Origin of the sequence: Agaribacterium haliotis (assembly GCF_002312815.1) — a bacterium.
Lineage (GTDB): Bacteria > Pseudomonadota > Gammaproteobacteria > Pseudomonadales > Cellvibrionaceae > Agaribacterium > Agaribacterium haliotis.
Genome location: NZ_NKQJ01000003.1, coordinates 304,566 through 329,673 on the forward strand (window position 1 = coordinate 304,566; position 25,108 = coordinate 329,673).

Consider the following 25,108-nt stretch of genomic DNA (forward strand, 5'->3'; position numbering starts at 1 on the left):
CGCCTCGAGCCGTTTCAAGGGCATTCTAATAGCAGTTAGAATGCCCTTTTTGTATCCCCTAACCCCAGCGCCACAAATGGACTAACGATGAACAAACCGGCCGTGAATTCTCGCGAACTCTATTTCCGCCTGTTCTCCTACACCTCAAACTACAAAGGTTTCTTTTTTATTAGCTTTGTAGGCTTTTTAATATTTGGGGCCAGCCAGGGCGCGCTGATTAAGTGCATAGAACTGTTCTTAAATGAACTAGAAGGCAAACCCACCGAGTGGGTCAAACACATGCCCGCATTTCTGGTGCAAAGCATATTTTTATTGCCGGCAGTAGTGCTTGTGCTCAGTTTGTTTCGCGGCATCGGAGCCTACTTTGGTTCGTATTTTATCAGCCGTGTTGGCCTGCATGTGGTCAACGACCTGCGCAAACAGGTGTTCGACAAACTGCTGACTCTGCCGCAAAGTTACTACGATAAAAACAACAGCAGCAAACAAATTTCACTGGTTATTTACAATATTGAACAGGTTAGTAGCTCCGTCACCAAAGCGGTGAAGACCCTGTTTGAAGAGGGGCTGTTTTTAGTTGTCTTGCTGTATATGCTGTTTTCCGAAAACTGGCAGCTAACCCTGGTATTTTTTGCGGCCGCGCCGGTGCTCGCAGGCCTGGTCTTTATCGCCGCGCGCTACTTTCGCAAAACCAGCCGCAGAATTCAGGCCAGCGTCGGCAAAGTCACCCACGTCACCAATGAAGCCATCCAGGGCATACAGGTTGTAAAAAGCTACAACGCAGAAAAGTTTGAGGCCGGGCGCTTTCACGATGCCGCCGATGAAAACCTACGCTACAAAAACAAATACGCTCGTGTCAGTGCCTTGCAGACACCGATTATGCACTTTGTTATCGCCATCGCGCTGGCGACGCTGTTCTACCTGGTGCTACTTTTTTGGCCGGCGGGTGAAGCCGGTTCCGCCGTAGCCTACCTGACCGCCGCCGGAGCCCTCGGCCGCCCGATTAAAGCTCTGAGCGGCATTATTTCTCTTATCCAAACCGGCCTGGCCGCGGCGGAAACTATTTTTGCCGTTATCGATGAAGAGTCGGAGAAAAACGACGGCAATATCAAACTCGATCGCGCCAACGGAAATATAGCCTTTCAGCAGCTCAACTTTGGCTACGACAGCTCACAAGCTGTTATCAAAAACTTAAACCTGGATATCAACGCCGGGCAAACCGTTGCCCTTGTTGGCCACAGTGGCAGCGGCAAAAGCACCATCGCCTCACTGTTGATGCGCCTATATCGATGCGCAGACGGCGCCATTCTTATCGACGGCCAAGATATTAACGATATCAAGTTGTCCGAGCTGCGCCGCAATATTAGTTTTGTCAGCCAGAGCCCGGTTATTTTTGAAGCTAGTGTCGAAGACAATGTTGTCTACGGCAGCAGCGAACACGGCCAGGAAAAACTGCTCGATGCCCTCAAAAACGCCAATGCCTGGGATTTTGTCCAGGAGCTCGAAGACGGCGTTAAAACCGATGTCGGTGAAGGCGGCGGCAAGCTCAGCGGCGGTCAGCGCCAGCGCCTGGCCATCGCCCGAGCACTCTACAAAGATGCGCCAATTTTAATTCTCGATGAAGCCACTTCCGCACTCGACAACCAGAGTGAGAAGTTGATTCAGCAAGCCCTCGAACGCCTCAAACAGGGCCGCACCACACTCGTTATCGCGCACCGCTTGAGTACCGTGCGCGATGCCGACGTAATTGTTGTACTCGATCACGGCCACATTGTAGAACAGGGCAGCCACGAGCAGTTGTTAGAGCAAAACGGCCACTACGCCCAGCTCTATCACAGCCAGGATGACAGCTCCGAAAAGGCCTCTCAATAATGCGCGCTTTTTACACCCTGCTGTTTTATCTGCTGCTACCTTTTGCTTTTGTGCGCCTGTGGCTGCGCGGCCGCAAGCTGCCCGCGTACCGGCAACGCTGGCGCGAGCGCTTTGGTTTTTGCCCGCGCATACAAAGTGATAAAGAAGTGCTGTGGTTTCACACGGTCAGTGTCGGCGAATTTATCGCGGCAAGGCCGCTCATCGAACACTACGTCAAGCAACAGCGCTATGAAATTCTCGTAACAACCATGACACCAACAGGCTCAGAGCGAGTGCGCGCAGCCTTTGGTGAGCGCGTCAAACACTGCTACCTGCCCTACGACTTACCCGGCGCAAGCAGGCGTTTTTTAGAGCGCAGCCAAGCGAAAATTTTTGTCTGTCTCGAAACCGAGCTGTGGCCCAACCTGATTCACGCCTGCCACAAGCGCGGCATTAAAATCATGGTTGCCAATGCGCGCCTCAGTCAGCGCAGCGCGCGGGGTTATAAAATGCTGCGCAACCTCAGCCGCCGCATGCTTAAAAAGATCGATGTCGCGGCCATACAAAACGAAGGCGACGCCGGGCGTTTTGTTTCTCTGGGCCTAAAACCCGAACGCGCTCACGTGATCGGCAATATTAAATTTGACTTAAACATTAGTGACACAGCCCGCAGCGCGGCCGCCGAATTAAAACAACAACTCACAGCACAGGGCGAACAGATCCTTATCGCCGCCAGCACACACAAAGGCGAAGACGAGATTATTCTGTCTGCATTTAAGCAGCTGCGCCAACAACACAAACATCTAAAATTAATTTTAGTGCCGCGCCACCCCGAGCGCTTCGACGCTGTCTACAAGCTCTGCCTGGCCAGCGGCTACAGTGTTGCGCGCCGCAGTGATATGCAAACCCAGGCCGCTGACATTCTACTCGGCGACACCATGGGGGAACTGCTGATTATGTTAGGTGCCAGTGACTTTGCTTTTATCGGCGGCTCATTTATCGACAATGGCGGCCACAACTATATAGAGCCTGCCGCCTGGTCGCTGCCCATAGTAAGCGGGCCAAGTACTTATAACTTCCGCACCATTGCCGAAGAGCTGCAACAGGCGAAGGCACTGCTCATCGTCGACGATGAGCAGCAACTGAGCAAAGCTCTTGAACAACTGTTAGAAAAACCGGACGCTGCATTAGCACAGGGCCGGGCAGCACTGGCCGTCGCCGAGAAAAACAGAGGCGCACTGGACAAACTTATTGCGCTGATCGACAAACAGTTAAGTGCGCTGTAAGCCAGTTTAAAAGCAGCGCTTAAAGTACTGACTTTAGTAAGCACTTTTATAGCCTGTGCTTGGTAGCCTGCGCTTTTAGTCAAAAGTTAAAGCTGATTTAAGCTTTTTTTGCCGCCGCGCGCTTGCGGCGCACTTCTTTCGGGTCGGCAATCAGCGGGCGGTAAATCTCAACCCTATCGCCCTCTTGTAAAACGTAGTCCCTGGCCGGGGCCAAGCCTTTTGAGCCGAGAGCGTTGCCAAAAATGCCGAGCTTGGCATTTTCAATATCAATCTCGGGAAAGTCGTTGACGATATGGGATTTAATCACCGCGTCGTAGGCGCTGGTGCCCGGCTCAACCATCAGCTCAACAATCTTTTGTTTTTCAGGTGTTGCGTAAGCGACTTCGACGGCAATCGGTTCAATATCAGTCATGCTGCTCTCTCCTAATTTGTTCCTAATTTGCTCGCTCTAATTCAAGCTTAAGCGCGCTTAACTGGCGTAACACTGCTTTGCCCGCCGGCACAGCGCATCGACTTGCTCCGACGCGCTAAGCTCCATCAGCTTAGGCAAAGCCAAACCGGCAAGCCCGGGTTTAACATCAAAGTCGAGTTTAAAAATGACTTTACAGGCAGCATCGCCAAGCGGCTGAAATTGCCAGCCCCCAGTCATAGATTTAAGCGGCCCTTCGAGCATGGTTATGCCCATATGATAAGGCGGTTCGAGCGTATTGCGGGTTGAAAAACTCTGCTTTACCCCGAGCCGGTTGATGTGCAGCCTCGCTTCGAGCCACCCCTCGCCCTCGGCCAACAGTTCAGCCCTGGCCACCCCCGGCATATATTGCGGGTAGGACGCAAAATCGGCGACGAGTTCATACATCTGCTCGCAACTGAAACTCACCAGTGCGCTGCGCTCAATAGTCGGCAAAGCGGCCTCGCTTAGAAAAAGCGGGCATTCTAGCGCTTTCAGCTTGCAGACAACAGGGGACAAGCGCTCGACGAGTCCGTATAATCCGCCGCCATGGCAAAGAAAGGCAAAAGTAAAACACCGAGTAACAATATCGCGCAGAACAAAAAAGCGCGTTTTGATTACCACCTGGTTGAAAAATACGAAGCGGGCATCGAGCTGATGGGCTGGGAAGTCAAGAGCTGCCGCGCGGGCAAGGCTCAGTTGACAGACTCCTACGTGTTTTTCAAAAACAATGAAGCGTTTTTACTCAACGCCCAGATTCAGCCACTGCCAACAGCCTCAACCCACTTTGTCTGCGAGCCCACCCGCTATCGCAAACTGCTGCTGCACCGCCGCGAAATCGACAAACTGGCCAGTCACGCAGATCAAAAAGGCTATACCGTTGTCGCCACGGCCTTGTACTGGAAAAAGCACATGATTAAAGTCGAAGTGTGTATCGCCAAAGGCAAGCAGCAGCACGATAAACGCGAAGCCTCGAAAGAGCGCGATACCAATCGCGAAATGCAGCGCGCCTTACACCGCGCCCGCTAAGAAGCTCCCCTTCTCATCTTCGGCCCAAACTCACCGCACGCCAGCTCTGCGCTGGCGCGCCCTGCAACACCCATAAACCCGTTTACACACAGCCGCTGAATTAGTGGCGTCGATTATTTGTTTGCTCTAAAACTGTCACGCCGACGCTGTTAGAGTTGGGCTTTTGTGCAGCTGCGATGGAGAGCACTATGCCCATTACAATCAATAAGTTAGATGCCCAGGAAATCCTCGATTCTCGCGGAAACCCCACCGTGCGGGTCTATATCGAGCTCAGTGACGGCAGTATCAGCGCGGCCTCGGTGCCCTCTGGTGCCAGCACTGGCGCCAACGAAGCAGTGGAGCTGCGCGACGGCGGCTCTCGCTACGGCGGTCTCGGCGTGCAAAAAGCCGTGCACAACGTACGCGAAGAAATTAGCCCGGTACTGAAAGGCCGCAGCCCCTTTGATCAAGCCCTGCTCGATCAACTGATGATTGATATCGACGGCACCAAGAATAAAGGCCGCCTCGGCGCCAATGCCATTCTCGGCTGCTCGATGGCCATTGCCCGCGCGGCCGCTCGCGCCTGCCAGCAGCCGCTATATCGCTACCTTGGTGGCAGTGCCGCTGTGCGCCTGCCGGTGCCGTGCATGAATATTGTCAACGGCGGTGAGCACGCCGACAACAGCGTCGACTTTCAGGAGTTTATGGCAATACCCTTAGGCGCTCCGAGCTTTAGCGAAGGCCTGCGCTACGTCGCTGAAACCTTTCACGCGCTCAAAAGCCTATTAAAATCCGAAGGTCTGGCCACCAGTGTCGGCGACGAGGGCGGTTTTGCACCGAATTTTGGCAGCAATGAAGCGGCCATCGAGAGCATTATTCAGGCAATAGAAACCGCCGGTTACCGCCCAGGTGAAGATATTGCTATCGGCCTAGATAGCGCCGCCAACTCATTTTGTGAAGATTTAGAAAAAAACTACGACTTAAAGTGGTCGGGCCGGGGCGCGATGAGCAGCGAAGAACTGATCGAGCTCAGCGGCGAGTGGATACAAAAGTACCCCATCGTGCTCTGGGAAGACCCACTTGCGGAAAAAGACTGGAACGGTTTTAAAGCTTTTACCGAGCGCTTTGGAGATAAGATCGAGGTGGTTGGCGACGATATTTTTGTCACCAATACCAATTACATTCAGCGCGGCATCGATAACAACACGGCCAACAGCTCGCTGATCAAACTCAATCAAATCGGCACAGTCAGCGAAGCGGCAAACGCCGTGCGCCTGTGCCGTAACGCCGGCTGGCGCGCTTTTCACTCCCATCGCTCGGGCGAAACCGAAGACTGCTTTCTCGCCGACTTTGCTGTGGCGATGGACAGCGGCCACCTGAAAACCGGCTCCGCGAGCCGCGGTGAGCGCCTGGTCAAATACAATCGCCTACTTGAGATTGAGCGCGAGCTCGACGATGCCGCCGAGTATTATTGGCAGTAATTCACCAAGCCAGCCCCCTCATTAAGTAGCCGAGAAGCTAAGGGGGGGCTGGCTGCTCTTATCTACTCTTAGCGGCTGCCTTTGCCTGCGCCTATTCCCACCAGTATATTTCTCTTGGTGTACACCCTGAGTACAACAAGCCCTAGCAAAGGATTTTTACCCAACAACACGCTACAATCGCGCACCGTGGCACGCACTATGCGTAACAAACGCAAGCCCAAACCATAAGAAGCCAACGTCTCGGCCACTTTTTGCAGCATAGGGAATTCATGTCTTATTTCATACGTATCGCGCTTATCGTCGGCGCAAGTTTGTTTTTTAGTGGCGCCGCGCACGCCGAACAAAGCTTTAGCGAGTGCATGAAGATCGAAGGCCAGGGCCTCGACTACTGCGCCGACCAAGCCGTGGCACCGGTGAGTAACTGGATCGCCAGCAAAGTTTTTTACGAAATACCGATCGGCGACGATATTAAGATCCGCTGGATTGTTATCTGGCTGATATTTGGTGCACTGTTTTTTACCTTCTACCTGCGTTTTGTCAGTATTTGGGGCTTTAAACACGCCATAGACTTAGTGCGAGGCAAATATGCCGATCCGCACAGCCCCGGTGAAGTCAGCCACTTTCAAGCCTTAACCACCGCGCTGTCTGGCACTGTCGGCCTCGGCAATATCGCCGGCGTTGCCGTCGCCATCAGCCTCGGCGGCCCCGGCGCGACCTTTTGGATGATATTAGCCGGCCTGCTCGGTATGAGTTCCAAATTCGCCGAGTGCACACTCGGTGTTAAATACCGCATGTACCACAGCGACGGTTCCGTCAGCGGCGGCCCCAAGTACTACTTAACCACGGGCCTTGCCGAGCGCGGCCTGCCGAATGTCGGCAAAGTACTGGCGTTCTTTTTTGCGATCTGTTGCATCGGCGGCGCTATCGGTGCCGGCAATATGTTTCAGTCCAACCAGGCTTTTGCGATGACCTTGCAGGCAACTGGTGGCGATGCCAGCCCACTGGCCGGCAAAGGTTGGTTATTTGGTTTGGTGATTGCAATCCTGGTGGCCTTTGTGATTATTGGCGGCATTCGCTCAATCGCGCGCGTTACCGCCAGGTTGGTTCCGCTGATGGCTAGCATCTATGTGCTCACCGCGCTGGTTATATTGCTGAGTAACTTCAGCCAGATCCCCGATGCCTTTGGCCTGATTATCAAAGGCGCGTTTGCGCCCGAGGGCGTTGTCGGCGGTTTTATCGGCGCAATGATTCAGGGTTTTCAGCGCGCGGGTTTTTCCAACGAAGCGGGTTTTGGTTCCGCCGCCATCGCCCACAGTGCCGTTAAAACCAAAGAGCCGGCCACTGAGGGGTTTGTTGCCCTGCTTGAGCCGTTTATTGATACCGTGGTGATCTGCACCATGACGGCTTTGGTCATTATTATTACCGGCAGCTTAAACAGCAGCGCAGAGCTCAGCGGCGTGGCTTTAACCGCTTCGGCTTTCTCGTCGGTGTTCCCGTGGTTCGAAGTCGTATTAGCAATAGCCGTTGTGCTGTTTGCAATCTCGACCATGCTGAGCTGGTCGTATTACGGCTCTATCAGCTGGGGCTTTTTATTTGGTCACAGCAAGGTAGCCAAATACAGCTTTAAAGTATTATTTTGCTTATTTATTGTGCTCGGTGCGATGGCGAGTCTCGGCAATGTCATCACCTTTTCCGACTCGATGGTATTTTTGATGAGCTTATTTAATATCGCCGGCCTCTATTTACTCGCACCGGTCATACGCCAAGAAGTGCAAAGCTACAAACAGCGCATGGGCCAAGCCGGCAGCGACTAACTGCCCGCCCACTTGCTGTATTATCAACAGCATCAATGCATTGCCCGGGCGCCGCGAGCGGGGGCAATGCTAAAGCTGTTTTTGCCCGCCCCTTTGACTTTGTACAGCGCCGCGTCTGCCCGGCGCAATGCCTGTGTCAGGCGCTCGTCGCCGACACTCAGGCTCGCCCCGATGCTAATACGCGGCTGCCAAAAACACTCCGCGGTCAGTTGCACAGGCTCAGTCAGGGCCGTGTGCAAGCGTGTGAGCAATAGCTGTAAACCCTCTAGCTCTGCCGGGCTGTGTAAAACTGCGGTAAATTCATCGCCGCCCAGGCGCGCCGCCACATCAACTTCGCGCAGCTGCTTCTGCAGTACCTTAGCCACATGCTGCAAAGCCAGGTCACCAACGTCGTGGCCCCAGCTGTCATTGAGGTTTTTAAACTCATCGACATCCATGTACAGCAGCGCACAGGCTTCGCCGCTGCGACGACAGCGACTGAGCTCGGCCTCAGCGCGGTCAACAAAACAGCGGCGGTTGGCAATGCCGGTCAGCTCATCAGTAAACGCCAGGTTGCTTAAGCTCTGTCGCTCCTGCGCCAGTTCATCGAGCAAATTACTCAGCGCCGACACCAGCTGCTCATCGCCCACCTCAACCCGGTGAGCAAGGTCGTGCTCGCTGGCAACTGCGCGGGCGACTTCCTCAAGATCGGCCATGCGCTGAGCCTGTACTTTCTTGGCGGCGGCGAGCACCAGTGCGTGCTCCGCCTGCGCCGGCAGCGGCGGTACGTAAACTTTACCGGCAATTACCTCGGCCACGGCCCCGGCCAACTCACTTGGGTTCAAGGTTTTGGGCACAAAACCGGCTGCGCCTTCACCGAGCGCGGTAAGAATTTGTTTCACATCGCTCTCGCCGCTGATCATGATCACCGGCAGCGTCGGCCAACTGCTTTTGATCTGGGCCATAAGCTGCAGGCCATTGTCATCGCCCAGGTGCAGATCGAGAGCAACAATGTCGATATCGCCGTGAAGATTAAGCGCCGCGAGCGCTTCTTGTGCATTTTGGGCGTGCACCACCTCGCTAAACTGCAGGCGCATTTTAAGCAGCATCTCAAGGCCGTGACGGAACAGGCTGTGATCATCAACTAACAGAGCTTTCATGGGCGTCCTAGCCACATCTTTTTTGTAATGCACTAACTATGATTGATGTGCATACACTTGGCAAATGTGCTCACAACAGTTAATCACTTCTATACTAAAAACACGCTAACTTACACGATGGGCGCCGACATGAAAGGCATAGTCTTCACCGAGTTTATGGAGATGGTCGAACAAAACTGGGGTGTGGACATGGTCGACGATCTGATCGACAGTGTCGCCCCCGAATCCGGCGGCGCCTACACCAGTGTTGCCAGCTACGACTACGAAGAGCTGGTCGCCTATGTTGCCGAGTTGTCAAAACGAACCCAGCAGCAAGCGCCGGCACTAGTACACGCCTTTGGCAACTTTTTAGCGGCTTCGTTTGTAAAAAAGTTCCGCAGTTTTTTTGATGAAGCCGGCGACTGCTTCAGCTTGCTAAAAAAAATCGACGATCACATTCACGTAGAAGTGCGCAAGCTTTACCCAGACGCCGAACTGCCGAAGTTCAGCTACGAACAAGCCAGTGACAGCAGCCTAATTCTGCACTACGAAAGCAGCCGCCAGCTTGCAGATCTGGCCCACGGGTTAATCGAGGGCTGTGCCCGGCACTACGGCGAACAGCTTAAGATTGAACGCAGTGGTAGCTTAGTCGACGGCCTTAGCCGCGAAGATTTTGTGCTGAGCAAACTCAGCTAAGGATTTGGGGCGGCCGGGTGGAAGAAAGAATTACTCGCCTTCAGCGGCGCCTCGAGCGCGAAAAACAAGCCCGCCTGCAGGCCGAAGCCCTGCTTGAAGAAAAAAGCCGCGAGCTGTTTGTCATTCACGAACACGAACATGAACTTGCGCAAAACCTCGAGCGCCAGGTGCAAGAGCGCACCAAAGAACTTGAAGTCGCCCGCGATGAAGCCCTCGCCAGCGTCAAAGCCAAAAGTTTGTTTCTGGCGAATATGAGCCATGAAATACGCACGCCGATGAACGGCGTACTCGGCATGCTGCGCGCGCTTAAAGGCTGCACAGACCCGAACAAACAAAACAAACTGATTGCCACCGCTATGCAAAGTGGCGAGTTGCTGGTTTCTATCATCAATAACATTCTCGAGTTTTCCAAACTCGACAGTGTTGAACTACAGCTTGAAGACATCGATTTTAATCTCGGCCGCGCGATTGAAGATGTTGTGCACAGCTTTGTTGCAAACGCCCATATCAAAGGCCTGGATGTCATTACCGCCATAGACCCAGACCTGCCTATGCAAGTCAAAGGCGATGTCACGCGCATTAAACAAGTCGTCGGCAATTTAATAAACAACGCCATTAAATTCACCGAACACGGCGAAATATGTATCGGCGCCCACTACACCGAAGAGGGCTACACGCGCATTTTTGTCTCCGATACCGGTATTGGCCTGAATGAAACCCAACAGAAAAACATCTTTAAAGCCTTTGGCCAGGCCGATACATCGACAACCCGCCAGTACGGCGGCACCGGCCTGGGTTTGAGTATCAGCGCCAAAATCGTTCGCCAGTTCGGCTCGCGTATAGAGCTGTATTCCAAGCCCGGCCAAGGCTCAACGTTTTTGTTTGACCTCGACCTGGTAACGACAAATACCGACAGCTACGTCGACCTTTATGGCGAACAGCTGCAAGATCACATTGTGGTTTTTGTCAGCCTGAGCAAGGCTCGCAAGCAATTTTATCAGCGCTGCTTTGTTAAGCTCGGCGCTCGCGCTTTTATATCGATAAGTTCACTGGGTGAATTTCAACCGGCGCCTGAATTAAAAAACCAAGCCCATCTGATTTTGCTTGACCACGATGAACTCAAAGACCTGGACATCAGCCTTGCGGCACTCGAACAACTCGAACTGAGCAATGTTGATGTTATTAATATCAGCCGCTATCACGACAATGAACAGAGCAATAAGCGCGGCCTTAAACACCTGTGCAAACCCGTCTGTCACGCTGAACTCTACCAGTGCCTGACCGGTAAAAGCTTCGACAACGAACACACAAGCCAGCAGCACTACAATTTTTTTGGCAAGCGCCTGCTTGTGGTTGACGACAACTACATCAATCTGCAGGTGGCCAAAGAACTGTTTGAAAGTGTCGGCTTTCAAGTGGAGTTTGCACTTAGTGGTATCGATGCCATTGAAATGCTGCAGCACCTGGACGTCGATCTTGTACTAATGGATATCCAGATGCCGGAAATGGATGGTTTAAGCGCATGTAAAAAAATTCGCAAACTCAGTGAGCGACACCAGCAGCTACCCATTGTCGCTATGACTGCGCACGCCATGGCCGAAGACAGGGAAAAAAGCCTTGATGCCGGCATGAACGAACATCTAACTAAACCGATAGAGCCCGAGCTTGCCCTGCCAACGTTGGCGGCGCTGCTCAAAGTGAAGACCATGAGTGAAAACAAAGCGAGCACCTTAAGCCGCGGTGATAACAGCGAGCTGCCCGCGCTCGAGGGCTTTAATTTAGAAGCGGCGCTTAAGCGCCTGCGCGGTAACTGGCAGCGGCTAAAAAAGCTACTGCTGTCATTTATCAACAACAATAGCGATGCCGATCAGCGCATGCAAACGCTGTTAGACAGCGGCGATTACGAAAAAGCAGAGCGCCTCGCCCACCAACTAAAAGGCGCCGGTGCCAACTTAGGCGCCGAGGGCTTAAGTCAGCTCGCAGCGAGTATCGAACAGTTCTTGAAAGAAAATAATCACGGCGCAGCGTACAGCCTGCTCAATGAGCTAAGTTTAGAAATTCAGCGCCTAAAGCAACTACAGGCCAAGCTGCTGAACAACAGTGAACACGATGAAAAAAAACGCCCGGTAGAAAACAGTGCCAACAAGCAAGTACTTTGCGAACTACTGCAAAGCATTCATAGCTCGGTCGCTTTTGATCTGGCCCAGACGATGACAGCAATCGAAGAACTGAAACAAGTGTGCCAAGGCAGCGCACTGCAGGCATTTAGCGAAGACCTGGAACAGGCTTTCGAAAACCTCGACACCAAAAAAGTCGGCGAACTTGCCGAGCACCAATTACAACAGTTACTCGCAGATTACAGCCATGGCTAACAATAAACTGATCATATCGATTATCGACGACAACCCCAGCGACATCCAACTGCTGATCGACACACTTAAAGACAACTATCAAGTCAACGCAGCCTTAAGCGCCAAAGAAGCCTTTGCCCAGTACCAGCAGCAGCAACCAGACCTAATTCTGCTGGATATTAATATGCCCGACATCGACGGTTACGAAGCGTGCCGCCAGCTAAAAGACAACTCAGAACTCAAGCACATCGATATCATTTTTTTATCGGCCAATGATCACACTGACGAAATCATTAAAGGCCTAGAGCTTGGTGCACTGGATTACATTGTCAAACCCTACGATACGGAGCTTCTGTTACATAAAATCAAAGCAGCTGTCGATCGGCTCGAGTCAACCAAGCAGCTTCAACAGCAAGCCCAGGAGGCCAATCAAATTGTCTATACCATGCTCGGAGAAAGTGCGGGTCTTAGCACCACCATCAACTACTTTCGCGACTGCTTTTCGGCCGGTACTTTAGACAACCTGGCCGATGCAACCATCAATGCCTTTAACAGTATTAATCTTAACGCCGTACTGTATTTCCATATCAGTGCAGAGCAACTTATGCGCTCGTGTAATGGTGAAATAACCAGCTTGGAAAAAGAACTGTTAAAACGCTTCAGCAGTGCCCAAGAGCCCTTTTTTGAACAGGGTGAACGCTTGTTTATTGTTCAAAAACAACTAGTTGTCTTAATAAAAAATATGCCGACAGACAGCGACAAGCGCGGCTCTCTCAAAGATCACTTAATGACTCTGCTCGAAGGCTGCAGTGCCAAACTTGCACACTTTAGTAAACTCAACGAAACATCTGGCCAAAAGCTGCAAAAAATCAAGCGTGCCATTGCCGAGGCTCAGCGCACACTAGTGGATATTCAAGCCCAGGAAGAGCAACACAAAAAACGCAGCATGGCCCTGGTTGATGACATGATTGCCGAAATGGAAAAAAGTTTTTTCAGCATGGGCTTAAGTGACGCGCAGGAGAGAGAGCTGCTGGCGATTTTATCGCGCACCGGCCAGCTGCAGCTCGAACACATGGAGCTTGGCCTCGAACTCGACGAGCGTGTGAAGCGCTGTGTTATTCAGTTGTCAAAGGCGGCAACGGATGCGCTGAACTAACTACAAAACCAGACACAGAAGCAGACATAGAAACAAGCAATACGCTAGTCAGGCCATCAATGGATTCCGCGGCTATTTGCGCCTTATCAATTTTATCCTAAGCCGCACACAAACATAGCTAAGTAAGCGCTAGACAAGCTCCTGCCTGTGCTCTTAGATTAGGCGTATGAAAGCCATGCTCCACTCTTTTATCAGCAGCCTGCGCGACCTGGCTCCAATTATCGCGGTCATCGCCTTTTTCCAGCTAGTGGTGCTGCGCAGCATGCTGCCCGATATATTATCTTTGCTCGGCGGCGTGTTTATGGTTGCCGTCGGTCTTAGCTTATTTATCCGCGGCCTCGAACTCGGCCTATTTCCCATCGGTGAAAGCATGGCCTACGCCTTTGCCAAAAAAGGCAGCGCTTTTTGGTTAATGGCTTTTGCCTTTTGCCTCGGCTTTGGCACTACCGTCGCCGAACCTGCATTGATTGCGGTATCGACCGAAGCTGCCAAAGTCGCCGCTGCCGCCGGAGAAATAGAATCGAGCAAACAGGCCCAAAGTGCCTATGCAACAGGGCTGCGCATGACAGTTGCCTTCAGCGTTGGCCTCGCCATAGTTATCGGTGTGTGGCGCATACTAAAAGGCTGGCCAATACAGTACCTGATCATTGCTGGCTATATCATTGTTGTCAGCCTGACTTTTTTTGCGCCCAAAGAAATTATCGGCATCGCCTATGACAGTGGCGGTGTCACCACCTCAACCATCACTGTGCCGCTGGTTACCGCACTCGGCGTTGGCCTCGCCTCATCCATTAAAGGCCGCAACCCCATGCTCGACGGTTTTGGCCTGATCGCTTTTGCATCGCTGACGCCGATGATATTTGTGATGATTTACGGCATGGTTTTATAGGCGGTGGGCACATAACAATGCTTTTTATCAGCGACTTTTTAACGACCTTTGCCAGCACCGTGCGCGATGTACTACCTATCGCCGCCATTATTCTCGGCTTTCAGCTATTTGTTATTCGCAAAAAGCTGCCGGCCTGGCCGCGCTTGCTTGGCGGTTTTATTCTGGTGATCGTCGGTCTCAGTTTTTTCCTGCTCGGGCTTGAGCGTGCACTATTTCCTATTGGCCGCTTAATGGCCACCCAACTGATTGAGCTTGGCGAAAGCAGCGGTGGCTTTTTATGGGTGTATTTATTTGCCTTTGCGATCGGCGCCAGCACAACCATTGCCGAGCCGTCCTTAATTGCCGTGGCGATGAAAGCCAACCAGGTCAGTGGCGGTGCCATCGGTGTCTGGGGCCTGCGTATCGCCGTCGCCATCGGGGTGGCCATCGGCATTGCCCTGGGCGCCTGGCGCATTGTCAGCGGTTATCCCATTCACTGGTTTATTATCGCAGGCTACATCGTTGTCGTGATTCAAACTCTGCTAGCACCGAAGTTGATTATTCCGCTGGCCTACGACAGCGGCGGTGTCACCACCTCAACCGTTACCGTGCCGCTGGTGGCAGCACTTGGGCTTGGCCTGGCGGAAAATATTGACGGGCGCAGCGCACTGATCGACGGTTTTGGCCTGATTGCTTTTGCGTCGCTGTTTCCAATGATTACGGTAATGGCCTACGCCCAGTTCGCCGAATTTAAACGCGCGCGACAAGCGGCCAACCTAACTACCTCAGCCACAAACACTCAAGCGGAGGACAACAGCAATGCGTTTTAAACTAATTATCGCCTTTGTTGAAGACGAGCGTACCGACGATGTGCTCGACGCCGCGCGCTCTGCCGGAGCAACCGGTTCGACCATTATCAACCACGCGCGCGGCGAAGGCTTAAAACCCAAAAGTACTTTTTTTGGCCTCAGCCTCGAGACTCAGCGCGATGTCTGCTTGTTTTTAGTTGAAGAGCACTTAAGTCGCCACATCCTCGAGACCATCGCCGAGGTCGGCGGTTTTGAACGCGATTCAAGCGCCGGCATAGCCATTCAAATTGATGTTGAAGACGCCGTCGGGGTCAGCCATCAAATTCAAGAGTTGAGCAGTAAAATTGAGGGGGAACTATGAGCCATAAAAAAGTGCGCTGTCGCGATGTAATGAACCAGCGTTTTGCCATTGTCGACGGCCTGATGACCGTCGCCGAAGCGCTGGCGATTATGAAAAAAAATAACTACAAAAAGGTCATTATTGAAAAGCGCGACAGCGGCGATGAATACGGCCAGGTGCAACTGAGCGATATCGCCAAACAGGTCATTGCCCTCGACCGCAACCCCGACCGCGTCAACCTCTACGAGATCATGGCCAAGCCGGTGATCGCCGTCCGGCCAGATATGGACATCAAATACTGCGCGCGCTTATTTACCCGCTTTGGGCTCAGCTCTGCGCCGGTAATAGAAAACGAAGACGTAATAGGCATATGCTCTTATAACGATATCGTCTTGAGCTGGCTCGACTACCTAGAATCCAGCGACAGTTAATACACGTAGTTTGCTCTGCATGAGCGCCGGCATTACCTATAGTTAACAACATGCCTGCCGAACACGGAGAACACCATGCAGAGCGCGCCCGAGCACCCGCTGGAAAAACAGCGCCTTAAACGCCTCGACTACTACGAGGTTATGGACAGCGACGCAGAAAAAACCTTTGACGAGTTAACCGAGCTAGCCAGCGCAATTTGCGGCACACCGATTTCGTTGATTAGCCTGGTTGACGCAGAGCGCCAGTGGTTTAAGTCCAAGGTTGGCCTCGATGCCGAGCAAACCCCAAAAAGCATCGCCTTTTGCTCTCACGCGCTTTTGCAGAACGATGTTTTTGAAATTAGCAATGCACTTGAAGACCAGCGTTTTTTCGACAACCCACTGGTTACCGGCGCGCCCGATATTCGTTTTTACGCAGGCGCCCCGCTAATTGCCCCCGACGGCAGCCCGATAGGCACCCTCTGCGTTATCGACCGCGAACCCAAAAAACTCGACAGCAACCAACTTAAAGCGCTGACGATTCTCTCCCACCAGGTGATCAGCCAGCTCGAACTGCGCAAGCACAGCCTGGAACTTAAGCGCAGCAACAAACAGCAGCAAAACATGCTGAGCTCCATCGGCCACGACCTACGCTCGCCGTTTAACGGCATCCTCGGCCTCGCCCAGCAACTAAATCAAGGCGCAGGGCAAATGAGCCAGGAGCGCATCGTTAAGAGCAGCCATATGATCCTGGATTCGAGCTTGCGTGTTTATCAGCTGCTCGATGAAATGCTGCAGTGGGCCACGCAGCGGGTCGGCCGCTCCGGCATTATCGTTCAGGAACACTCACTGAAAGCGCTGCTGAACAACAGTTACGACCTGCTGCACGAAGCTTTGCAGCTAAAAAGTATTGAATTTCAAAACGATGTGGGCGAATACAACGTTCTGGTAGATGAAACCCTCAGCAAAGCCGTTATTCGCAACCTGCTGAACAACGCCATTAAATTCTGCCCAGAGCAGGGCCAAATACAGGTCAGCGCCTACAAAAAAGACAGCTCAGTTGTGCTGCAGGTATTTAACAGCGGTGAACACATCAGCGAAGAGAAACAACAGCAGTTGTTTAATAGTCCGGTGGACAGTGCTTTGGGCACCGCTGGTGAAGGCGGCACAGGCCTCGGTCTAAACTTGTGCAAAGAGTTTATTGAACAACAGGGTGGGGAAATCTGGCTTGAACGCAGCAATGAACAAGGCAATTATTTTTGCGTAAGTTTTCAGTGCGCGTAAACAGAGCCCGACATCGCCGGGCCCGTTTTTATAGTCGAGTACTTAATAAATCACTTAGTGATACAAATCCGCATCGACCGACTTTTCACTGAATGGAACAATCTCAAAGGCTGGATCAAACTGCACCATTGACGCTGCCAGCTTCTGCAAGACCTCGGCATCACCATCAAGCGACGCCTCACCCGCTTCAATCAATTCAGGCAGGCGCGCCTGGCCAAGTAAGATCTTGGTAAAACCGGCCTCACTTACTGTAATGCTTGCCTCCGCATTGGCCACAGGTTTTATGGTTTGAATATTACTTAGATTGCCATTGGACATTTCTACATAAAAATTATTTTTACCGACAATGGCATTAAAACTAAATGGCGTATCGGCCGCTTTAAGCGAATCAACCTGAACGGCAATGTAATCGAGCAACATACCCGGGTCCATTTCTGAGATCACATCGGCAGAGGCCGACTTAGGGGCCCCGGGGCTAACTTTGCCGGTGCGCAGCTCTTGAGCGCCGGTTAAATAGATATTGCGCCAGCCTGCGCCCTCGGCTTGGTAGCCGAGCTGCTCGTAAGTATCCGCAAGCAGAGCCCGCGCATTTAGGTTATCTGGCTGTGCCTGAACCAGTTTATTCAGTGCCGTTGCCACAAAGCGGTATTCACCTTTGGCAAAATCTTTTTTAGCGCGCTTTAAAATAGCCTTCGCGCCGCCCATATATTCAACAAACTTTGCAGACTATTGTTTAATTGGCAGTGGATTTAAATTGCCGGGGTTCATATCAAAATAGCCCAGATACATGTTGTATACGGCGCGAGCATTGTGTGAGTAAGTGCCGTGGTAACCGTTTGTATGCCAGCTTTTTTGAATGCTCTCGGGCATTACCTCGTAGATTGCATCGCCTAGGTCTTGCAGCACGTAGCCGTTATTGGCTAGACGCAGTGTTTGGTTGTGGGTAAAACCGTAGGCATCGCGCTGCATTTTCAAGTACTCAACAATTTCTTTGTTGCCCCAAATCGGCGCCGAATGCGATGCAAACATCGTTTCAACTTCGCCGCCCCAAAGATAAATCATTTCGTTGATTTTTTTCGACCAAAGCAGTGAGTCCCTAACCTTGGCGCCGCGCAAGGTATAAACATTGTGCATGCCCTGGTAAGTGACCTCTCCGGTCCAAAGTGCTTTCATCGACGGAATATAAGTCATCATCTCAGACGGTGCCTCGGTACCGGAAGCATCGAGAAAAATCATCTTCAGGCCATCGATATTTAAGCTTTCAATATCGCCTTTCCAGTTGAGCTCATAATTCGGCTTTACATAGGTAATCTCACCGCTAGAAATACCTTTAGCTAACGCGGCATCAACAATGCCGTGCTCGTGGCGGCCGAGCGTTGCGCCGTATTGATATGCGGCGCGGCGAGACATGGCGTTGCCAGCCAAAACATTTTCATCCACGGTTTCTTTAGTGATATTTTTTGAGCCGTATACTTTAACCTTCGGAAATAATTCCTGAACAGCGCGCGCGCCGCCAAAGTGATCGGCATGCGAGTGAGAATAAAGCATCGCCGTAATCGGCAGGTCTTTGCCTTCTGGCACATTGGCAAAAAAGAACTTTAAAGACTGGGCGGCGGCTTCTTTTGTGGTCAAGACATCGTAGACTATCCAGCCGGTTTTGCCGCGAATAAACGACACCGATGCCAAATCTGTACCGCGAATCTGGTAAATCTTCCCGGGGATTACTTCATAGAGCCCCTGTGCACCCTGATTTAAAACCGCCTGACGCCACAGCGAGGGGTTTACGGTATCTGGCGCTTTATCGGCACTGCTAAGGTCTATAAACGAAAAACTGTTGCGAATAATATTCCCGGTTTCATCATCAAACTCGGCAATCAAACCAAGCTTATCATTTTCAAAAGCCCTGACATCGGCGAAGTTGAGTGTTTTGGCAAATTCCGCATTGGCTTTGATGGTCTCAGCCGTTGCCGGCTTACCACCGGCATCACTTAAATTAAGCGCATGCTCATCGGCAAGCGCAAACGACGAGGCCAGAAATAGGCAAGCTAAAACGTTGTTCGGGACTTTCATAGTCGATTTATCCTAAAAACAAAAAATGATATACAGAGCCACAGTAAACAGAGAAACACAGCTACATAGTTGCCGGGCTTTCACTATATTTTCACTGAAGCAAACATTCACTATAGCGAACTGGCTCAGCAATTAAGTTGCAGCTTAGCTTTACGCTAAACGCGAACCAATAGATTGGCTAATATGCTCAACAAAACGCTGCACTTTGGGGATTTTCAGGCGATTTTTTGGGTAGAGTGCGTACAGTTCAATAGGCTCAAGCCGCCAGTCAACAAATACCCGCTGTAACTCCCCCCGCGCCAAAGCCTCTGTGGCCATATAGTCCGGCAACACAGCAATGCCAAGGCCACTTAGAGCCGCGTGCTTGATGACCGAAAAATCATCGACGTGCATACGAGGCTGTATCTTTAAACGCCGTTCCGACTTGGCTTTATGCAAGCGCAGTTCACGGCCCTCGCTCATACGACTCATATATAAAAAATCACACCCGCAGAGCTCTTCGAGTTTGACAAGTTTGGCGTTGCTCGAAAGCCATGTAGGGCTTGCAAATAAACTGCGCTGAATCGTGCCCAAACGCTTGGCCAACAGGCGAGAATCGTCGAGCTGACCAACCCGGATCAACAAGTCATAACCGCCCTCGATCAGATCGACACGCTCGTTGATCAGTTTTAGCTCCAGCTGAAGCTCAGGGTAAGCGGCCAAAAACTCGGGCAGCACCGGACTCAGCAGCTGCTGGCCTACGCCCACAGAAGCCCCTATTTTTAGCGGGCCTTTTATTTGATGTGTTAACTGTTCAAGCGAGACCTCGGCCAGGCTGAGCTCCTCTTGTATACGCTTGCAGTGCGCAAGGTATTTACGCCCGGCCTCGGTTAAATGCTGCGAGCGGGTTGAGCGCTCGAGCAACACCACACCCAGCTCGCGCTCAAGCTTGCTGACTTTGCGACTGACATTGGCTTTGGGCATGCCGAGCTTGTCGGCGGCGCGGGTAAAACTTGCGCTCTCAACCACCGCTAAGAACACCATCATATCGTTTAAATCTTGCAGCACAGCAACCGCCTTTGTTGTTATTAATGGAATTATATTAACCACATATCAGGATTTATTAAACAAAGACCTGAGCCTACTATGTAGTCATCGATTCGCTGCAGCCACACAACAACAAGCAGCAACACACAACAATGGAGGCACCCATGCAAATTTTACAAAGAGACAGCCTGCCCCTCGGTGGATTTGCAGGTTTAAAAGAACACCGTATCGTCACCGACAGCCGCGTATTTGGCGCGCGCAAGAACCCACAGGCCTCTGAAGGCCTCGGCAACTTTGTCTACCTCGCCGACGCCCGCTTTCAGCCCCACGGTGAAACCGGCATGCACCCACACAAAGAGATAGACGTGATTTCGGTCATGGTCGAAGGCCGCGTCAGCCACGAGGGCTCGCTCGAACACGGTACCAGCCTGGAACAGGGGCACGTGCAAGCCCAGCGCGCCGGCGGAGAAGGTTTTGCCCACAACGAAATCAACCCCGACAGCAGCCGCAACCGCATGATCCAGCTGTGGGTTGTACCGGAAGAAAGCGGTCGCCCGGCCGGCTACCACTACTACAAACCGCAAAACCAGGGCAAAACACGTATCTATGGCGGCGACAAACAGCAACAACACAGCTTCGACAGCCACACCCTGATCGACATCGTGCGCCTGAAGCAGGGCCAAAGCATCGACATAGACGGCGACAGCCTGCACTACATTACCGCCGGCAAAGCCGAATTCAGCGAAAGCGGCCAGAGCCAACAGGCCGGAGACGGCAGCCTGGTGCGCGCCAATAAGGTCAGCATTACCGCGTTAAGCGACTGTGAACTGATCTCGGTAACACTGATGCAAGAGCAAGGCTAAAACCAAGCAAGGCAAAGAAAACAATGAAACAACTCAGCAAACAACACCGAAAACAACACCGCAAACAGCGCCATCTCGGCGCTTTGTTCACCTTTGTTGCGCTGGTGCCGCTGGTTTATTTTATTCCCGAGTTTATCCAGCCACTGCTGCCAGATAACAAGCTGCTGCAAACCACTGCCGCCGTGGCCATTATCGTGCCGCTGATTGTTTATATTATTCAGCCCCTGGGCATGCCCTGGCTTTTGAAGCTCGGCGACAAACTCAGCAAAAACAAGCAGGCCGAGCGCTAAGCTCCACTTGGCCTGCGAGGAGCGAGCAAGTATACTGTGCGGCTGGACTGGCCACGGGGCAAACAATCGCCCCGCCACATACGCCCAGCGTATTGAACGGCCACTGGGGGCGATTAGGATTCGACGCCGGTAACGAGGTCCGAGGTGCATGTGGTGATGACAGCGAATCACCTTAATACAAGCTGTACTTGTTATAGTCGCAAACGACGATAACTACGCTCTAGCGGCTTAAGCCCGCTAGCGGTTAACTACAAGGTGCCTGTACCGCGTAGATAACTGTCAATCAGAACAGGATCGTCCAAGAGTATGTTTGTGGCTGGCGGACTAAACCTTAAACAAACTCGCTTCTTGCGTCCTGCCCGTTGGGCTGCACTGAGTTAAATTAATTAACGGACCTAAACATGTAGAGCCGAAGAAGTAGTGCTGACGGACGGGGGTTCAAATCCCCCCGCCTCCACCAAATATAAGCGTATAAGTTATTGAATTTGCATTAACTTATACGCTTTTTTATTATCACAAGCATAGAATTGTCCAATTAGTGTCCACATAGCAACTCCCTATTTCGAGCCTAGGAAAAGCGATCATGGCAGGATCTAAAACAAAAAAAACAATAGAAATCACCTCTGAGCTGAAGAAGCTTGCTGAAGAGCAAATCAAGAAACAGCAAAAAGAAACAAAGTATGACTTAAGGGACTTCACGATCGACTATATCGTTAGTCAATTTAATGAAGGACTTTTTTTCATTCCCGAGTATCAAAGAGAGTTCATTTGGCTCGACCAACATCGAATCAACTTCATTGAGTCAATACTTCTAGGGCTACCAATTCCTATGATGTTTGTCGCTGATCTCGAAGATGGACGATTAGAAATCGTTGACGGAGCTCAACGCATACAAACTCTTGAGCAATTTACTAATGACGATTTAGTGCTTAAAGAATTAAAACTCCTTCCTGCCTTAAATGGATTTAAGTATTCTGACCTACCCACTGCCCAACAGCGAAAATTTGCAACGAAAGCACTTCGCCTAATTGTGCTTGAGGACTCAACATCCTTAGGACGGAGGCAGGAAATATTTAACCGAATTAATACTGGCGCGGTTAAGGCCAAACCGAGCGAGGTACGTAGGGGATCCTATGAAAGCCCTTTGATGAAGCTCGTCATTAAATGCTCAAAAGACAAGCAATTCGAAAAGCTTTGCCCAATGAGCTCAGCGCTGGAAAACAGAAGGGAAAGAGAAGAGTTAGTCTTAAGGTTTTTTGCATACTCTGATAGGTATAAGCAATTCCGACACGATGTACAGAAGTTTTTAGATAAGTACATTGAGGACAACAAATCGTCTATCGACGTTAAGGCCAAAGAACAGGAGTTCAAAACCATGCTTCAATTTGTCTCCAGGTACTTCAGTAGCGGCTTTGCCAAGACCCCTTCAGCCAAGTCAACACCGAGAGTACGATTTGAAGCAATTTCCGTAGGAGTTAACCTCGCCCTTAGGAATGATCCCAACCTAATACCAGGGCCAATGTCTTGGCTTGAATCTCCTGAGTTTTTTAGCCACGTCACCACTCACGCGAGCAATTCACGACCAAAGCTAACGGGCCGCGTCGAATTTGTACGTGATCATCTCCTAGGGAAATAAGATGGATCACATCGTTGAAGACTTCAATCAAAGAGTCTCAGAGATTGACTCTTATTTAAAGGTGATAGCGCTCCTTTCTGAAAACTGCACAAGAGTTGTAAAGACCGGTCAACTCCGGAGACGAGAGCGACAAGTTGATAGAGAAGCGCTAAAAGTTATGCGCGCCACAGTAATGCTAATGCTTTACAACCTCGTAGAGTCAAGTATTCGATCCTCATTTTCTTTCCTTTATGAAGAAATAAACAGCAGCGAAAAAACCCTAGAAGATGTGACAACAAAAATTCAAAACGAATGGATAAAACAACAATTTGTTAATGTTGAACCCATCTCGTCAAACCAAGTCACCTACCGAGATTTAACATTCAAAATAATCAACGAGGTACTTAGAAATGAAGCATTACACTTTGACCCAGAAAAGCTTCCGATCAGCGGCAATATAGACGCCAGACAAGTTAGAAAACTCGCAGAAAGGCACAATATTCACAACCCTATTCACTACAAAGCTAGAGAAGGCGCGGAGCTTTTAACAGTTAAAAACCAAAGAAACTCGCTATCACACGGCAATTCTACATTCACCGAGGTCGGAAACATGTACACCGTAGATGACTTGCAAAGAATAAAAAAGCAAGTCGTAACATACCTAAAAAGTACTTTGAAAAATATAAATCGATACGCCGACAAAACTCAGTATGCCAAATAAAATTCAACTCAATCAATCACACGTCATTGATTGGTTACGTAGCGCAGAATCGCCGAGTGTGACGCACCCTAAATCTGCGATCACATTAGTTGACCTCTTCTCGGGCTGCGGAGGCATGACTTTAGGCGCAGTAAAAGCTGCTCACGAACAAAACATCCAAGTAAAAATAAACTTGGCAATTGACTTTAATGCTGCCGCACTTGAAACCTACACAAAAAACTTTAGCAACTACAACCCTAATGCAATAAACACTGACATTTTGGAGTATTTCCCCCAAGACCTTAATATCAAACTAACCAAAATTGAAAAAGGCTTATCCAAAAGCATCGGTAAAGTTGACATATTGCTGGCGGGACCTCCCTGCCAAGGCCATTCAGACCTAAATAACTCCACTCGCCGAAATGACCCTAGAAATAAGCTCTACTTATCAACTTTACGAGCAATTAAGTCGCTAGAACCTAAACTGGCCATTATTGAAAATGTTCCTACAGTCGTTCACTCCCAGGAGAAAGTGACACAAAAAGCCACTTCATACCTATCGAATCTAGGGTACTCTGTCAAAGAACTCACCATTGACTTTCAGACATTATCTGTCCCCCAAACCAGAAGGCGTCATGTAATTATTGCAAAGAAAAGTGACGCCCCCAGAACACCAATAAACCTTGAAGCATCCAACGAAAAGCCAACTCTTCAGCTAGGAGACTTCATAAAAGACTTGGAAGATATACAAAGCAACAAAATCGAGTTTCGCTCGGGCAATTTGTCAGCTGAGAACATCAGAAGAATGAATTATTTGTTTGACAACAATTTGTACAACTTGCCCGACGAGCAAAGACCTCCATGCCACAGAAATAAAGCCCACTCATATAACTCCATATACGGAAGACTCTACTGGGATAAGCCAGCTCAAACAATTACTTCAGGGTTTGGATCCATGGGGCAAGGGAGATATATTCATCCGCGAAAAAAAAGGACAATCAACCCAAGAGAAGCAGCACGAATTCAAGGATTTCCCGATTACTTCTCATTCGATCACATTACCAAGGTTACTGAACTAAGAAAAATGATCGCCAATGCTGTCCCACCTCAATTGACATACTGCATAACAAAACTATTTCTACAAGGAGAGATCTAACGAAACTTAAATGTTCTGAACGTCAGAACCAACTACCCCCTCTAAATTAGTGCTTTGGTAATGGGGTTAGGCGTACACACTTTAGAGGGTTGAACCTCACAGCATCTGCCAAATGATCTGGTGAAAGGTGGGCATAGCGCATTGTCATGTTAATCGTCGAATTCCCAAGGACTTTTTGCAATGTCAGGATATTTCCTCCATTCATCATAAAGTGACTTGCAAACGTATGACGTAAAACATGAGCAGCCTGCCCCTTCGGCAACTGAATACCAGATTTATTCAACGCTCTCCTGAAAGCACTGATAGAACTGGAGAATTCACCAAACTCCTCTAGATGTTCTTGAAGCTCACCCTCCAAATCCTTTGATACTGGTACCGCGCGAACCTTACCGCTTGAATCGTACCGGTTTTGTCGGAGGCTAACTTTCTTGAGAGAATTAGCCTATGAACAAGAGACCCGGATATTCCCCC

General features: G+C 50.7%; 24 protein-coding genes, 1 other RNA gene and 1 pseudogene. 19 read left to right on the plus strand and 7 right to left on the minus strand.

The genetic code is table 11. The features are described from left to right. Positions 1-87: 87 nt before the first annotated feature. Positions 88-1,869: a lipid A export permease/ATP-binding protein MsbA gene (gene msbA, locus CFK45_RS05820; RefSeq protein WP_096085477.1), complete on the plus strand. Its 1,782-nt coding sequence runs from the start codon at positions 88-90 to the stop codon at positions 1,867-1,869. Then, a complete protein-coding gene (gene waaA, locus CFK45_RS05825) occupies positions 1,869-3,134 on the plus strand; it encodes a lipid IV(A) 3-deoxy-D-manno-octulosonic acid transferase (RefSeq protein WP_096085478.1) in 1,266 nt (421 codons plus the stop codon). The genes msbA and waaA overlap by 1 nt, the downstream gene beginning before the upstream one ends. 97 nt (positions 3,135-3,231) lie before the next feature. On the opposite strand, the gene CFK45_RS05830 is transcribed toward waaA, so the two are convergent. After that, positions 3,232-3,546: an RnfH family protein gene (locus CFK45_RS05830; protein WP_096085479.1), complete on the minus strand. Its 315-nt coding sequence runs from the start codon at positions 3,544-3,546 to the stop codon at positions 3,232-3,234. Positions 3,547-3,603: 57 nt separating this feature from the next. Further along, entirely contained in the window at positions 3,604-4,038 is a 435-nt protein-coding gene (locus CFK45_RS05835) for a type II toxin-antitoxin system RatA family toxin (protein ID WP_096085520.1), read from the minus strand. Positions 4,039-4,131: 93 nt separating this feature from the next. Between CFK45_RS05835 and smpB the strand changes: the two genes are divergently transcribed. The 3 genes from smpB to CFK45_RS05850 all read left to right on the plus strand — a co-directional run bounded on the left by smpB (position 4,132) and on the right by CFK45_RS05850 (position 7,885). Further along, the gene (gene smpB / locus CFK45_RS05840) at positions 4,132-4,611 is read left to right on the plus strand and encodes an SsrA-binding protein SmpB (protein ID WP_096085480.1); all 480 of its coding nucleotides are present in this window, start codon (positions 4,132-4,134) and stop codon (positions 4,609-4,611) included. 188 nt (positions 4,612-4,799) lie between these two features. Then, complete coding sequence (gene eno, locus CFK45_RS05845) at positions 4,800-6,071, plus strand: phosphopyruvate hydratase (protein WP_096085481.1); 1,272 nt, start codon at positions 4,800-4,802, stop codon at positions 6,069-6,071. Between the two features lie 269 nt (positions 6,072-6,340). Further along, complete coding sequence (locus CFK45_RS05850) at positions 6,341-7,885, plus strand: alanine/glycine:cation symporter family protein (protein WP_239923574.1); 1,545 nt, start codon at positions 6,341-6,343, stop codon at positions 7,883-7,885. Positions 7,886-7,917: 32 nt separating this feature from the next. Here the strand turns inward: CFK45_RS05850 and CFK45_RS05855 are convergent, their stop codons facing one another. After that, complete coding sequence (locus tag CFK45_RS05855) at positions 7,918-9,024, minus strand: GGDEF domain-containing protein (RefSeq protein WP_096085482.1); 1,107 nt, start codon at positions 9,022-9,024, stop codon at positions 7,918-7,920. A 129-nt stretch (positions 9,025-9,153) separates the two neighbouring features. Between CFK45_RS05855 and CFK45_RS05860 the strand changes: the two genes are divergently transcribed. The 8 genes from CFK45_RS05860 to CFK45_RS05895 all read left to right on the plus strand — a co-directional run bounded on the left by CFK45_RS05860 (position 9,154) and on the right by CFK45_RS05895 (position 16,917). After that, the gene (locus CFK45_RS05860; RefSeq protein ID WP_158224613.1) at positions 9,154-9,699 is read left to right on the plus strand and encodes a heme NO-binding domain-containing protein; all 546 of its coding nucleotides are present in this window, start codon (positions 9,154-9,156) and stop codon (positions 9,697-9,699) included. Positions 9,700-9,716: 17 nt separating this feature from the next. Continuing rightward, a complete protein-coding gene (locus tag CFK45_RS05865; RefSeq protein ID WP_096085484.1) occupies positions 9,717-12,071 on the plus strand; it encodes a response regulator in 2,355 nt (784 codons plus the stop codon). Beyond that, entirely contained in the window at positions 12,064-13,206 is a 1,143-nt protein-coding gene (locus tag CFK45_RS05870) for a response regulator (RefSeq protein ID WP_096085485.1), read from the plus strand. The genes CFK45_RS05865 and CFK45_RS05870 overlap by 8 nt, the downstream gene beginning before the upstream one ends. A gap of 175 nt (positions 13,207-13,381) precedes the next feature. Next, entirely contained in the window at positions 13,382-14,095 is a 714-nt protein-coding gene (locus tag CFK45_RS05875) for a DUF1538 domain-containing protein (protein ID WP_239923576.1), read from the plus strand. A 17-nt stretch (positions 14,096-14,112) separates the two neighbouring features. Then, on the plus strand, positions 14,113-14,904 hold the full coding sequence (locus tag CFK45_RS05880) for a DUF1538 domain-containing protein (protein WP_096085487.1): 792 nt from the start codon (positions 14,113-14,115) through the stop codon (positions 14,902-14,904). After that, entirely contained in the window at positions 14,894-15,244 is a 351-nt protein-coding gene (locus tag CFK45_RS05885; RefSeq protein ID WP_096085488.1) for a P-II family nitrogen regulator, read from the plus strand. Before CFK45_RS05880 ends, CFK45_RS05885 begins: the two co-directional genes overlap by 11 nt. Continuing rightward, positions 15,241-15,654, plus strand: a complete 414-nt coding sequence (locus CFK45_RS05890) for a CBS domain-containing protein (protein ID WP_096085489.1) — start codon at positions 15,241-15,243, stop codon at positions 15,652-15,654. The genes CFK45_RS05885 and CFK45_RS05890 overlap by 4 nt, the downstream gene beginning before the upstream one ends. Positions 15,655-15,729: 75 nt before the next feature. Further along, positions 15,730-16,917, plus strand: a complete 1,188-nt coding sequence (locus tag CFK45_RS05895) for a GAF domain-containing sensor histidine kinase (RefSeq protein ID WP_096085490.1) — start codon at positions 15,730-15,732, stop codon at positions 16,915-16,917. Between the two features lie 54 nt (positions 16,918-16,971). On the opposite strand, the gene CFK45_RS18680 is transcribed toward CFK45_RS05895, so the two are convergent. The 3 genes and pseudogenes from CFK45_RS18680 to CFK45_RS05905 all read right to left on the minus strand — a co-directional run bounded on the left by CFK45_RS18680 (position 16,972) and on the right by CFK45_RS05905 (position 20,034). Further along, on the minus strand, positions 16,972-17,436 hold the full coding sequence (locus CFK45_RS18680) for an alkyl sulfatase C-terminal domain-containing protein (RefSeq protein WP_275655681.1): 465 nt from the start codon (positions 17,434-17,436) through the stop codon (positions 16,972-16,974). After that, a pseudogene (locus CFK45_RS05900) lies at positions 17,413-18,987 on the minus strand (alkyl/aryl-sulfatase); the annotation flags it as partial. The pseudogene CFK45_RS05900 and the gene CFK45_RS18680, both read right to left, overlap by 24 nt. 150 nt (positions 18,988-19,137) lie before the next feature. Further along, positions 19,138-20,034 carry a LysR family transcriptional regulator gene (locus tag CFK45_RS05905; RefSeq protein ID WP_096085522.1) on the minus strand — a complete coding sequence of 299 codons (897 nt, stop codon included), beginning with the start codon at positions 20,032-20,034 and terminating at the stop codon, positions 19,138-19,140. 143 nt (positions 20,035-20,177) lie between these two features. On the opposite strand from CFK45_RS05905, the gene CFK45_RS05910 reads away from it, so the two are divergent. From CFK45_RS05910 to CFK45_RS05935, 6 genes are all read left to right on the plus strand, one after another. Beyond that, a complete protein-coding gene (locus tag CFK45_RS05910; protein ID WP_096085523.1) occupies positions 20,178-20,876 on the plus strand; it encodes a pirin family protein in 699 nt (232 codons plus the stop codon). A 23-nt stretch (positions 20,877-20,899) separates the two neighbouring features. Then, the gene (locus tag CFK45_RS05915; protein ID WP_096085491.1) at positions 20,900-21,166 is read left to right on the plus strand and encodes a putative antibiotic biosynthesis monooxygenase; all 267 of its coding nucleotides are present in this window, start codon (positions 20,900-20,902) and stop codon (positions 21,164-21,166) included. 105 nt (positions 21,167-21,271) lie between these two features. Then, positions 21,272-21,626: a transfer-messenger RNA gene (gene ssrA / locus CFK45_RS05920) on the plus strand. A gap of 123 nt (positions 21,627-21,749) precedes the next feature. Further along, complete coding sequence (locus CFK45_RS05925) at positions 21,750-22,802, plus strand: DUF262 domain-containing protein (RefSeq protein WP_096085492.1); 1,053 nt, start codon at positions 21,750-21,752, stop codon at positions 22,800-22,802. Position 22,803: 1 nt separating this feature from the next. Continuing rightward, the gene (locus CFK45_RS05930) at positions 22,804-23,502 is read left to right on the plus strand and encodes an MAE_28990/MAE_18760 family HEPN-like nuclease (RefSeq protein WP_096085493.1); all 699 of its coding nucleotides are present in this window, start codon (positions 22,804-22,806) and stop codon (positions 23,500-23,502) included. Then, positions 23,492-24,637 carry a DNA cytosine methyltransferase gene (locus tag CFK45_RS05935; RefSeq protein WP_096085494.1) on the plus strand — a complete coding sequence of 382 codons (1,146 nt, stop codon included), beginning with the start codon at positions 23,492-23,494 and terminating at the stop codon, positions 24,635-24,637. Before CFK45_RS05930 ends, CFK45_RS05935 begins: the two co-directional genes overlap by 11 nt. 46 nt (positions 24,638-24,683) lie before the next feature. On the opposite strand, the gene CFK45_RS05940 is transcribed toward CFK45_RS05935, so the two are convergent. After that, positions 24,684-24,995 (minus strand): tyrosine-type recombinase/integrase, encoded by a 312-nt coding sequence (locus CFK45_RS05940; protein WP_096085495.1) that lies wholly within the window; start codon positions 24,993-24,995, stop codon positions 24,684-24,686. Positions 24,996-25,108: the final 113 nt, after the last annotated feature.